Below are 12,647 nucleotides of genomic sequence, written 5' to 3' on the forward strand. Positions count from 1 at the left end.
CGAAAGGACTACGTATTTTTATGAAAAAACAATTAAGTCTTTTAATAGCGTCGGCATTACTGATTTCTTTATTCAATGATCAAGCGTTCGCGAACTCACAGATAACGGATATTTCAACGCATTGGGCTAAAACAGATGTGAGACAGTCGGTAGAATGGGGATTTATTAAAGGTTACGGGGATGGAACATTCAAACCCGACAATCCCATTACGAGGGCTGAATTTACTACTGCACTTGTTCAGGCACTTAATTTGAAACTATCTACCAATCCGTCAGTCTTTGTTGACGATAACAATTGGGCTGAAACCTATATTCAAACAGCTATCGAAAACAAACTGATTCATGCAAATGAGTATAAGGATTTGAGGTTTGATCCATCAAGAAAAATCACAAGGCAAGAAATTGCTGTAATGACGGTGCGGGCTTTGGATAAGGCGAAAGATGCTGAGGATCAAGGATTTTGGAATTCTATTCTCTCCAAGTTGACGGATTTGACCAATGTAGATGAACAATTTAGAGGGTACGTGAAGATCGCAAATGATTTAGGGATCGTAAAAGGGTATGCAGACGGATCTTTTGGTCCAAATAAAACAGCAACCCGTGCAGAAGCTGTTGTAATGGTTATCCGAACACTGGAGAAGTTACCGAATCCACCTGTTCGGACTATTAAACCGGAGCAACCAAGCGTTGATAAAGATCGCTTTGGTAGAACCATTCGAACAACCAATCTACCAAAAAATTATAAAGATTATCCCTATATTGTTGCTTCTATTCCAAATGAAATGTATGAGATGCCCTATTCAAAAAGAGGTCTTCCTAGTCGAATGACATCAGCACAACTATATAAAAATGTTCCGGAGTTTACGGATGAGAATGTAGATGTTTGGATGGAAAGGATCTCAAAATACTATGATCTCATATTTAATGTAGACTATCGGACGATTGATGGGAATTGGGAAAAGAAAGCTTATGAGTACATCCATAAAGGAGCTAATGAGGATTACCTGAAAAAACAATTGAAAGAGTACAGAGAATGGGTACAGAAAAACCAAATTGTTATTGAAGGATGGCTGAAACCAGAACCAACAATGGTTTATTCCAGTTTTGGTGGTTATAACGTTCGATCCGAGTTCGAATTTAAAATCGTTTCCTTTAAACAAAATAAAAATCTGTTGTATGATCCATTTGCTGACGGGATGACTCTAAACAAAGGTGTTACTTATAAAGGGTATGCAGATATTGAAATATCAGCTCATATGATGGGAGATTGGGGACAATCATTAAGGATCAGTAATCTCGCAAGTGTGTTTCTTAACAATAAAAGTAATTTACCGAAATAATAGGCTGTAAATTGTTATTATCGATCTCTCATTTAGTGGTAAAAATCACGTTAAATGAGGATCGTTTAATATGTTGGGGTTAATTTTTAATATAAAAAGGGGGGGAGGTAGAAAAAATGCCAGGAATCATAAAAATAAGAAAAGTAATTGCTGTTTTCATGACAGCAATTTTTCTTATGGGACAGATTATAATCCCTTTACCTATATCAGCCTCTGTTAATGTGCAGGTAAATAATGGTCAAATTTTCTTCTCAACACAATCCAAAAAAGCTTCATCTGGGATCAGATACCGGACAACTGGCTGGATAGTCCATAAAGCCAGGGCAAATGGCAACCCCACATCCACAGCTCATGGGAAAATGGAAAACATGCAGCAAGTATCGGAAAGTGATGGGCCTAGCGGAACTGTTATAACAGACTTCCTTATTCTAATAGATGTCGTTTCAAAAGCCATGAATGATGCTGGAATGGAAAGTACGAAAGATAGGGATACAATCTATCTTAGTTCCATATTTCAAATTATTGAAAATGGGAAATTACTCCCTCAAAAATATTATAGTAAATCTGCCATCGTAGGTGCTAGAAGTTGGGCAAATCCTAGTGATTTCGATCAGTTTTACGATATTCCAGTATCCTGGAATAGTGGTCAATATCCCGTTAGAGTTGTTTATAAAAAAGAAAACGGATCATCGCCTATAACACTTAGTAGCTTCGTCAAAGGGCAATATAAGTCAGCCACGGCAGTCTCTCATACATTTGAACAAACATACAGTGGAATGCAGTTGCAACGAACCTACATTGAGAACCCTTTTACAAAAGACAAAAAGTTTATTCTAGAAAAAACAGACCCCAACGTACAAACAAGAAACTTTACGGTAGGTATTGGCGGAACATATATAGTAGCTGAGTATAAAGATGGTCCACCACCACCAGCACCAGAACCAACGAAACCACCGGTACCTTCAGGGAACATATATGTAGATTTTGATATGCCACCTAGCGGAGAAACAAATACAACCATTCCGATTACGCAAATATCTGTACCTGCCAAGTGCGGTTATAGTAACGGACTTATAAAGGAATACAAGTGGACCGTATCTCCATCCAGTGGTTTTATGCCATCGACAGGCTCATGGCCCGGATGGAATAACAAAGTGTCTTTTTATAGTGCCGGAACCTATACCGTTACTCTTTGGGCGAAGGATAATTGTGGAAATGAAGGGACAAAAACTAAGACAATCACCATCGGCTCTACACCAGTGGACCCTCCACCTCCACCACAACCCGAAAACATTCCACCGGTGGCTAAAGTCAGAGCGCCATCCTCGGTCAATATTGGGAAACCTGTAACTATTGATGGCTCGGGATCTTATGACCCGGATTTTGGTCCAAGTCCTTTAGATTATTCGTGGAAAATAAGCCCGAAAAATGGCTTTGATGGGGATTTAGAATATACAGGTGGAACACTTACTTTTAATGAAGAAGGGACCTATGTCATTAAATTAACAGTAGACGATGGGGAGGACTCGGATACTGACGAACGAGAAATAGAGGTTGAAAATAAACCTCCAAGGGCGATCATTGATATGCCAAGTACAGTTATTCAAGGGGATGAGATTACCATTGAGAATCGCTCCTATGACCCTAATGGTGATCAAATAACTGTGATTAAGTGGACAATCCCGCCTGATGCAAATATGAAAGACCCTATTACGGATCAGCCGGTCACCACTTTAAATGATGACAAGACCAAGGTGTATTTTGATACTCCCGGCGAATATGAATTTAAGTTATATGTGGAAGATGAATGGGGAAAGCCGGATGAAGTTACTGAAAAAATAACCGTAAAACCTGCTATTCCTACGGCCTATTATGTAATAGCACCAGGAAGTTACCCGAAAGAAAATCGGAAAATGGAGTTAGATGCAACACAGAGTACTACATCTAAGCGTTATCCCATTGTTTGGTCAAAAACAGAGTGGGAATTCGTTCCACCGACAGGGGTATCTTTAGATCAAGTAAAATGGGTCGATGATGGCGATTTAAGTATACATCAAACCTTATTTAAAAAAGCTGGTATTTATAAAATACGACTAAGGGTAACGAATACGGCAGGCAACACATCTCCTTGGTATGAACGGTCCATTGAGATTATGAGAGATACGCCTCCTCATGTAGATTTCTACGTTGCCTCGGCAATTATAAGGGATTCGGATACTCGTAAAGCTGCGATCAGCTTAACTGATCTAACACAGTCAGATGATCAGGATATCATATCCAAGCGGGTATGGAAGTATAAATTTGATTCCGATAATGACGGGGATTTTCTTGATGAAAATTGGATTATACTTGATAACGGTAACAATCCGAACCCAATCCTATATACGGACAAAGTTGGGAATTATTTATTCGAGCTTGAAGTCGAAGAGGAGTTCGGCCAGCCGACTATTCCCCAATTTATAACCGCAGAGGACAAACGAAAAGGGGATACAACGGCAAAACCAATGAGCGAAAAGAAATCGGAAGTGATTAATCTTCGCCCAATGGTATCTTTTGCCCCCATTTTCAAGAAAAAAGCGGATATTGTTTTTACTGTGGGACAAGTAGAACAATCTAAAGTAGCCGATTTGAATGGAATGATCGCGACTTACATGAAGTCGAAATTTGCATCTACTGGCATTGATGCAGAGATCACTTCAATTGAAACAACGCAATTGGCTGTTGAAAATAATTTTGCATGGGTAGAGTACAGTCATTCTTATACGGATTCTGCTTATAGCGGTTCCACATCTAACGGTGTTCCAACGACAAATCATATTGTAAAGAACGGAAAAGACCTAACGTTTTATGGGTATGATGCGCCTGGATACAAGGACTTTTTATTTATGCCGAATAACGTTAAATCTAAAAAGACGTTTCGATTTCAAGTTAATGAGAATCAAACGGACTGGCATACATTGGAAGGGGCCGGGTATCTCTTTAATACTCAAATCGTAGGGGATACATTAAGTGGTTATGCGATCCTTCTTGCGCAAACAGGGATTAAACTTTATCAAATACCTGCTGTCAATGTTAACCAGTTTCATGAAGGTGTTGTTTATTCGGTAGCATCTGCTGGAATGGAAATCGGAAGTTATCCCAAGACAAGCAATCAGCACGATTTCGTAATTGAGGTTACTCCAGACAAAATAGATCTATGGGATAACGGTGTTAAACTGATCGATGGTAAAGCTCTACCGGAACAATATGGAAATGGATTCGGACCTATGGCTAGCTATGTTTCACATGGTTGTAGCTCACTGTCTTATATTACGTTTAAAAATATTGAGATGGAAACCATATCTGGTAGATCATTCGATGAAGTATTAAAGGAGCCAACTTGGAGAGACGGTGCCTTCCGATTTGTTGCGAATATTAGTGATGTGGAGATTCCTGAGTTTAACGATCCTCAGAAGCAGTCTGTTATCTATTCCCGTATGTTAAATAATGTGCTTGATTTTTCGGGTTTAGGGACAAATGCTAATCAATCGCAAATTAGAAGGATCATTGGTATTAATAACGGGAACGGTACATTCATTAATAATACGAGAATGGACCAAGCCATAAGCAACTATGCAGATTATATTATAGCTAAGATTAATGCGAACAGTGGTTTATCTAATTACATTTTGTTAGATCAAGAAATTAATTTTGAGACGTTCTATGAAGATGTCGAAAGGGATCCAGAAATCGCTAGGAGATGGAAATTCGACCATACAAATCCAAATTACTTTCAGAACAGTTTAGGAAGAGCCCCTTATCATGATCAATGGCTGCCTAATTCGGTAAATAAATTTTCTCATGTAGGGGAATTTGATATCACCTTTCAGGCGAAAGATGAACCTCGATATAACAATGGAACATTTGATAACCGATTCGATAACTATCGTTTGTGGTCTTGGGAACCTGAAAAAACACTGAAACTATTTGTGCATCGGAAATCAATCGCTAACTTTTCACCTGTTTTAAGCCCAAGTTCATCAACGAAGCCAACTAGCATATTGGAAGATTTCGAAGACACGAACTATAATTTCAGCTTCAGTGGTTCTTGGGGAAGAAATACAACAAGAAAATCAGGTGGTAATTATTCCTATAAAAGTGGTAGCACTGGACATAGTTCATCGTCAACAGGATCGACAACATTTACTATTCCGGCCCAAGCAAAAAATGCGAGACTTTCATTTGATTGGTATGTTAGTTCAGAAACAAACTACGACTACTTAACAATCTCTTTAAATGGAAATAACATCGTAAACGTATCAGGTAATCAGGGATGGGTGAATTATAAACAGGCGTTAATTCCTGGAACTACCTACAACTTACAATTTACGTATCGTAAAGATGGGTCGGGAAGTGTTGGGGACGATGCTGGGTATATAGATAACTTAAGCGTTTATTATGAAGGGGTTGATCCCCTATCTTACGGCCTATCCATTCGTGATTATTCGTATGATATTGACCATGAATACGAAGCGAATAAGGGGATTGTACAAAGGGAATGGAAATGGAAAGAAGATACCGCAACAACTTGGACAGCGGGCATGCCACCTTCAACACTTAATGCGGGAAAAACGATCCTTATTTATCTTCGGGTCAAAGACCCCGAGGGGGTATGGTCTGATCCGGACGTAAAGGTTGTGACAACTAGCGGTAATATTCCGCCTGTTGCGGTATTTACTCCGAAACCAAACCCATTGCCGCTTTCCCAATCCTTATCGTATGAGGATTTAAGTTATGATCCGAACGGTGATCCGATCGTGGGATATCGATGGAGATCACAGCCTGCAGCAGGCGGGGCGTGGACTGATCATGGAATTAGTCCAGGAGGCACTTCCTTTGCTAATACAGCTCCTAAGAAGTTTGGAAAGATAGGCGAATATCGAATTGAATTGACTGTCCAAGATAACAAAGGGGCATGGTCTGAGCCATATTATCAGGTAATAAAGGTAATTGCAGAGAATAAGCCGCCGATTGCATTATTTGATTTATTGCCGGGCTATTCGATCCCACAAGATGTGCCAATGTCTTATAGAGACCGTTCATATGATCAGGATACTCCACCTGATCCGCTTGTTGCCTGGGAGTGGCGCATGAAAAAAACAACGGATACGAATTGGACAACCATTTCAGAACCGCCAAGTGATTTGTCTGGCTACGCGCCTGGCAGCTATCAAATTCAACTAAGGGTGAAGGATCAACCGGCATTAAGTCAATTAACACCACTATGGTCTAACTGGTTCGAGAGAATCGTTACGATTTCACCTAAAAACCAAAAGCCAGTGGCCAATCTCAGTGTTTCACCTAATCCATCGCCTGCAGATGAACAGGTAACTTGGATTGATAGATCGACGGATCCAGAAGGAAAAAATCTGGATGCTTATGAAATGAGAATTACTCAGCTAGATAGTGGAGTTTCTCAATTCTTCTCTAATAATTACTCTAAACCATCAGGTGCAGCGATGGATATGAGTAGTCGTTTTATACAAATATTTGAAACGTCGAGCTTTCCTAATGATGGTGTGGGAACCTATCGAATTGAATACCGAGTCCGAGATCAAGCACCTAACAATCTGGGATCGCCTCAATTGTGGTCGGATTGGCAAGTCCAAACATTCGTGGTGGAGGATGCATTAAGGATTATTGGTGGTGTTGAACCTCCGGTAGCTCGAAGTGGACAAGCTATTAAATTAACCGCTAATACAGAGGGTAAAGCACAACAGGTAGTTACTAGAATAGACTGGAATCGCGATGGCGACTTTAACGATGAAGGCGAAACCATATCGTTAAAAGAAAAATACCCAACAACAAGTAAAGCGAATGAGTGGGAGGAATGGGTAATTATTCCTTTGCCGACAGCAGATGGGGTTTATTCAATTGAGTATGAAGCGATTAAGCCATCTCCGAGTGGACCACCCAAGAGTGTAACGGATTACAAGACTATCACCATTGTTGGGGATATTTTCCAAGATTACTTTATGGAGTACTATAAATAGTCATGCCATGGGTGTTTCACCCATGGTTTTGTTTTAAGAAAGGAGATGAGGTTATGTCTTTATTGACCAAACGTTATTCAACGATAATTTCTTTAATTTTTATTGTTGTATTCATTGTCATTGCCTATTTTTCCTATGACCAGAATAAAAGCGAGGAAGTGATAGAAGATCAAATGGAGTTAAATCACTCACTGGACATTCATGGTACGACCTATCTCATGAAAATGGCCCAAGAAGGGGATTTGGTAAGGGTTAAAGAAGCTTTAAAGAGAGATGCGAATCCTCATGCAACAGATAAGTATAATCAAACTGCGTTGTCGCACGCTGTATCATGGAATCAGCCTGAGGTAGTTAAAACATTATTGGAAGCAGGAGCGAACCCGGATATTGTAAGACATGATGGCTTTACTCCATTAATGATTGCTATTTTAGAGAACAAAGCGGATATTGCTAACCTCCTGTTAAACGGAGGGGCAAACATTCATATTCAAGATAACGATGCGAACGACGCTCTCCAGCATGCCGTGTCGAGATATTTACATGGTTTTCCTTCACCTGAAATTGTTCAAAAATTAATCGAATTGGGAGCAGACGTAAACCGAGCGAATAATTATGGGCAGACACCTTTGCTTCACGCCATGGAAGATAAGAATACCGAAATGATCGAATTGTTAAAAGAACATGGCGCGGTTGTCCCAAAAGATTCAAAGATTAAGCTTGTTCATAATCCAATAAAAAAATAAAGGTGATAAGTTTTAAAATGGAATAGTGTATCTTTGTTGTTAAAGATTACTACTTAACTTATAATAAAAGAAGTTTAATATTCAAAATTTCGGGAGCACCGATACAAACAGGACAGCTATGTCTTGATTGTGTATTGTTGTTCCTTTTTTGCGTTTCGAAAAGGAGATGACCAATTGAAACTATCCATTGAAAAACCAATTATTATTGGCAAGAATCATAATCAAGCTGAAATGGCATGGGCTTGGTGGCATGAGCATCATGCTCGTTTGGCCATAGTGGGTGATAGCCAACTTTCTCCAAGAAAAGAGATGATAAAGTCGATAGCAGGGTTAATTCACGGGCGCGATTCAAATGCCGTTTTTTGGATAACCGACGATCCGAAGTCATCACTATCTGAGGTTTATCCAATTCAATCAATTCCATGGGTTGAACAATTCCCCGATCCACCGAAGGAGATCGTGGATAGGGATATTTTTATTGCCAATAGAAAATTTTTTTCATCCTCATTTTTTTCCCTTCTCGCACAAAAGAAGGGGATTTTAAGAAAGGATTTGTTCCCACCAACCTCCTATCAGGGGCATATAGAAGGTCCAATGGGTGGTTATATAAGAGCTATTCAGACCCTAGAGGATGAAGACAAAAAGACATGGTTAATGAACGAAATCATGGATCTAGAAAATGTTTACTGGTACAAAACGAAAGATGGCGGAAGAAAGTTTTATTTAAACAGTGAAGGAGAGTATCAAAAAGCACTGTCTTTCCTTGTAGCTGCTTGGTCATTCTGGGCTTATACTTGCGAATTAGAAGAGGCTCAACAGATGCTACTGATTATTGAACCGCCTAAGGAATTTTTAATGGCTCATACAGACCCTATGATCCAAGAGATTATAGTTGAAGCATTAAGGATCTTGAACAATCTATCCGTTACCACCACGACTACAGTCATTTTATCGTCCGAAACATTTAATCCTATTCCTTTCCATAACTATCGGTATCGGGTAATTTTTCAGACGAAAGACTCTGACATTGATTTGTCCACTCCTGAAAATAAAAAAGCGATTCAAATGCCTTCTCTCTATAATGCCTGGGAGATGGGAAATGATGATAAGGGATTATGGGAGGATAATCATACCGGTGAAAGATTTGTATTGAGTTTTTCAGGTGAGGATGTTTCGTTTTGGGATGATTATGAGGATGGTATCAGACAGGATCAAGAGTAAAGATAGGAGTAATTTAGAGTTGAGAGAATGGAGTAAATTACAACTGGAAATAGGCGACATCATAACGTGTTTTAATAAAAAGCAAAATATCCGTATTCAGGTCATTGTAACAGAAATTTATGATCGATATCTTGTGGTGAAAGGGCAAGACCAACGTGATTGGAAGGAGGCATTTTTGAAGATTGACTTGCTTTATAATATTCACCCAGAGTATCAATTTGAATATGGAACGAAGAAAAGTAAAATTGCATAAAGTGAGAGAAGTGTGTGCATGAAATATATAATTCTGATATAATGGGAATATATATTTGATGTGATTTTTTAGACTATTCTTGTCCAGGCGGACGAGAAGATTGATTCGCAGAATGAACGTTACACCCCTAAAAGGTGGTTTTGAAGTCCTTATTTTGCTATGGACTCATTCCCCACTCTTTTAGGGGTTTTGTTGTTTTGTGGGTCTTTTTCAAAGGACGTGTAACCCATACCAATAAAGGAGAGATGGAGTATGCAAGTACAACCGATTACATTTAAAGATATTGCCGATAGTATGGGGATGGACGAGGCTAGATGTTCAGTTAGCCTCTCGCTGCCCCCGTTAGTTAGTGACGTATTTAATTTCCGTGTATTCTGTATCGTAGAGATGCTTCTCAATCGATTAATCACTACCGGAAATCTAAAAAAAATAACCGGCAATCATTGGGGAGAGATTAAAAAAATTGTTAACCTTACGGAGGAAGTTTACGTGGTTAATATTCAATTGAGTTCAGCGCCGCAACCTTTTCCCTTAGAAATAAGAGTAAGCGATCTAGTGGGAAATAAACACGCTATCGTACACTAGAATAAAAAAAATACAGCCCAAGTCGTAAACCCTAGACTTGGACTGTATTTCTATTTAAACAGTTCGTCCTCAAGATTTTTTATCTTGAAAGACCTTTTTGATCTCTTCGAAGTCAACAGCAATATTGCCACCGATCTCCGATTTTATTATCTCCCTGGCATAAAGATAACTCACCTCGCATTGGAAAAAATAAAAAAGCCCGCTGGGTGAAGGTTCGAACTCAAATTGAGCCGAATCTCTAACCCTGCGGGCCTATTTTTTTAACTCACTTTGTAATTTTTGTTTCTTAAAAAGGACTGGTTCATTTTTCTTATTAATTCAAGACTGTTAAATCCTTGAACCATTCCATTTTGTGTAATTCGAAGCCACTCTTGTAACTTGATAGGCAGCTCCCTTTCTATTTTCCGCACCCGTTGAAGGTGTCACTAGTATATTCCTATACCGAATCTGGAAAAATTGGTAAAATAAAATTAATTTCGTAATCAATTCGCTATTATTTTGATAAATTTTGAAATAAGCTGGAGGCAGACATGGCTGAGTACAAAGATATTCTAGATAGCCCATACGAAGAAAGACAGTATTTATATATTGTAAAGAACGCCGAAGAAAGAGAACGTATAGTAAAACAAGATAACGATATTCAGTCTGGGAAAGGTATACTTGCTTTAATCAGCGCTAGTCTATTGGGTGGCGCATCGTTATTATTCACTAGAAATAAAGGCTTTTCGGGAATGAAAAGGTTTGGATTAGCATCTTTGGCTACGGCAACTACTGGTATTGGGTTAGATATGATATTAAGTAGCTTGAAATTAAATGAAAGGTTAAAACTTATTACGTTTGAAGAAGCAAGAAATATAAAATTTAAAGACGTAAAGCCTATAGAAAATATGATATATGTCATTAATCCAATGGATCCCACTTTTTACCACAAAGCCCCTACTTTTCACGAGGAAATGGAAGACCATAAATTTTCTGAAGCTATTAATCTATTACAAGCATTGGGGGCAACAGAAATTACAGCTATAAAGGTGGAGAATTACGGAACAAGGGGTGCGGTTGATTTTACTGCCGGAAATGGGGAGGTTCATAGTGATCACCAAAGTCGTACCTATTACCATACTAGGCATAATCCAAGGCATAAACCTTCTATACCGGAAGGGTTAGTTTGGTATCATAACGAATTACAGTGGAAAAATATCGCAGAGGGTCGTCTTCGGTACGGTATGGAATCCATCGAAATGGAAGTAGAATTATCGAATGACTTCGGTATTAATGGAAAATTAATAAAAGATCTGGGTAATGCATTAAAATTAAACGTATCTACAGATTATAAGGAGTTTAAAAAAACCTTAATAAAAATATCTGCTGTATTCAATCCAATGTAAAATTTAGGCATCTTTGATGCTGGACCTTGAGAAATCTTATTCTTGTTCACTCGGTAAAGCTGTGATAGCATTAATTTAACTTAATTATATTATCATTAAAATCGTGAAGTACACGTTCCTAATTACGGGAGACGTGTGCTTTTTTTGCGCTTTAGTTAGATGAAGGATTTCGCGTAAAATTATTATGTGGGAGGAAAATAGTGTTTTGGTGGAAAATACCTTTTATTATCATCGTGACTTATCTCTTTTCTGGAATCCTATTTAATTTTCTATTGTTTATGTGGGGGAAGGTAACGGGTTTAGATGATGTTTACGAAGAATGGGATATTGTTATAAATTCGTTTGGTGGGTTTATTTACCTTCATGTATTAGGCGCTATTATTTGGTTACCCATGTTAATTTATCTTCGAAAAGAAAGAAAGGGATCTTATAACAATAATATCCTACCCACTTACCAACGCTATAAATTAAGGCTTTCTAAAATGATCTTTAAATAATGATCAGAATAGATGAAATCCAAAACGGAAAGGCGGACGGTGCAAAAATGGCGCTGTGGTATATATTTTGTAATAATTGTATAGAAGATGAGCAGGATGATGGAGCCGTTGAGCGAAGTGAACCACCAAACCAATGTCTAGTATGTGGTTCTACGGATTTACTAGTATACGAACAGATACATTATTTTGAGATGTTTAAAAGAAAACATTAACCAATTGGTTTTATCTGGTATATCAGAAAGCCTTAAGTTTTTATTATATTGGGGGTTTTATGGATTTTTTAATGGTTTTGCCAGGGTATTTAGGAGCCTTTCTCTTTTTTGCCTCGCCAATATGGGTACCTATCCTATTGAAACGTTGGGTATGTTTAACTATCGTATTGTGTGCCAATGTCCTTTTTTTTGCTTATCTTTATTATCTATCCCAGACATCCGACGTGACGGAATACGGTACGGGCATGGCGTTTCTCTATATTCCTTTTACAGGGGTAGCCTTTATCATAGGGATGATTTTGGATCAGCCTAAAAAGTAAGATCAATCTATGGAAAGAATTGTAATCAAATTCAATGGATGGCTTTTGTCTGTGCTTCT

10 protein-coding genes are annotated in these 12,647 nt (G+C 38.5%); all 10 read left to right on the plus strand.

The window, feature by feature from the left end; genetic code table 11:
- Nucleotides 1–20: 20 nt before the first annotated feature.
- The 10 genes from J2Z37_RS08880 to J2Z37_RS08925 all read left to right on the plus strand — a co-directional run bounded on the left by J2Z37_RS08880 (nt 21) and on the right by J2Z37_RS08925 (nt 12,588).
- Nucleotides 21–1,340 carry an S-layer homology domain-containing protein gene (locus J2Z37_RS08880; protein WP_209809905.1) on the plus strand — a complete coding sequence of 440 codons (1,320 nt, stop codon included), beginning with the start codon at nt 21–23 and terminating at the stop codon, nt 1,338–1,340.
- 116 nt (nt 1,341–1,456) lie between these two features.
- Complete coding sequence (locus J2Z37_RS08885; RefSeq protein WP_209809906.1) at nt 1,457–7,372, plus strand: PKD domain-containing protein; 5,916 nt, start codon at nt 1,457–1,459, stop codon at nt 7,370–7,372.
- 53 nt (nt 7,373–7,425) lie between these two features.
- The gene (locus tag J2Z37_RS08890; protein ID WP_209809907.1) at nt 7,426–8,115 is read left to right on the plus strand and encodes an ankyrin repeat domain-containing protein; all 690 of its coding nucleotides are present in this window, start codon (nt 7,426–7,428) and stop codon (nt 8,113–8,115) included.
- Between the two features lie 174 nt (nt 8,116–8,289).
- Nucleotides 8,290–9,336: a hypothetical protein gene (locus J2Z37_RS08895; RefSeq protein ID WP_209809908.1), complete on the plus strand. Its 1,047-nt coding sequence runs from the start codon at nt 8,290–8,292 to the stop codon at nt 9,334–9,336.
- Nucleotides 9,337–9,355: 19 nt separating this feature from the next.
- Nucleotides 9,356–9,589, plus strand: coding sequence for a hypothetical protein (locus J2Z37_RS08900; RefSeq protein ID WP_209809909.1), 234 nt, complete (start codon nt 9,356–9,358; stop codon nt 9,587–9,589).
- 252 nt (nt 9,590–9,841) lie between these two features.
- Nucleotides 9,842–10,174: a hypothetical protein gene (locus J2Z37_RS08905; RefSeq protein ID WP_209809910.1), complete on the plus strand. Its 333-nt coding sequence runs from the start codon at nt 9,842–9,844 to the stop codon at nt 10,172–10,174.
- A gap of 530 nt (nt 10,175–10,704) precedes the next feature.
- Nucleotides 10,705–11,559, plus strand: coding sequence for a hypothetical protein (locus J2Z37_RS08910; RefSeq protein WP_209809911.1), 855 nt, complete (start codon nt 10,705–10,707; stop codon nt 11,557–11,559).
- Nucleotides 11,560–11,759: 200 nt separating this feature from the next.
- Complete coding sequence (locus J2Z37_RS08915; RefSeq protein ID WP_209809912.1) at nt 11,760–12,056, plus strand: hypothetical protein; 297 nt, start codon at nt 11,760–11,762, stop codon at nt 12,054–12,056.
- Complete coding sequence (locus tag J2Z37_RS08920) at nt 12,056–12,268, plus strand: hypothetical protein (protein WP_209809913.1); 213 nt, start codon at nt 12,056–12,058, stop codon at nt 12,266–12,268. Before J2Z37_RS08915 ends, J2Z37_RS08920 begins: the two co-directional genes overlap by 1 nt.
- 59 nt (nt 12,269–12,327) lie before the next feature.
- Complete coding sequence (locus J2Z37_RS08925; RefSeq protein ID WP_209809914.1) at nt 12,328–12,588, plus strand: hypothetical protein; 261 nt, start codon at nt 12,328–12,330, stop codon at nt 12,586–12,588.
- Nucleotides 12,589–12,647: the final 59 nt, after the last annotated feature.

Source organism: Ammoniphilus resinae (genome assembly GCF_017873965.1).
GTDB classification, from domain to species: domain Bacteria; phylum Bacillota; class Bacilli; order Aneurinibacillales; family RAOX-1; genus Ammoniphilus_A; species Ammoniphilus_A resinae.

Coding starts and splice junctions, on each gene's coding strand:
- J2Z37_RS08880 (WP_209809905.1), top strand. CDS start 21: ATGAAAAAACAATTAAGTCTTTTAATAGCGTCGGCATTACTGATTTCT.
- J2Z37_RS08885 (WP_209809906.1), top strand. CDS start 1,457: ATGCCAGGAATCATAAAAATAAGAAAAGTAATTGCTGTTTTCATGACA.
- J2Z37_RS08890 (WP_209809907.1), top strand. CDS start 7,426: ATGTCTTTATTGACCAAACGTTATTCAACGATAATTTCTTTAATTTTT.
- J2Z37_RS08905 (WP_209809910.1), top strand. CDS start 9,842: ATGCAAGTACAACCGATTACATTTAAAGATATTGCCGATAGTATGGGG.
- J2Z37_RS08910 (WP_209809911.1), top strand. CDS start 10,705: ATGGCTGAGTACAAAGATATTCTAGATAGCCCATACGAAGAAAGACAG.
- J2Z37_RS08920 (WP_209809913.1), top strand. CDS start 12,056: ATGATCAGAATAGATGAAATCCAAAACGGAAAGGCGGACGGTGCAAAA.
- J2Z37_RS08925 (WP_209809914.1), top strand. CDS start 12,328: ATGGATTTTTTAATGGTTTTGCCAGGGTATTTAGGAGCCTTTCTCTTT.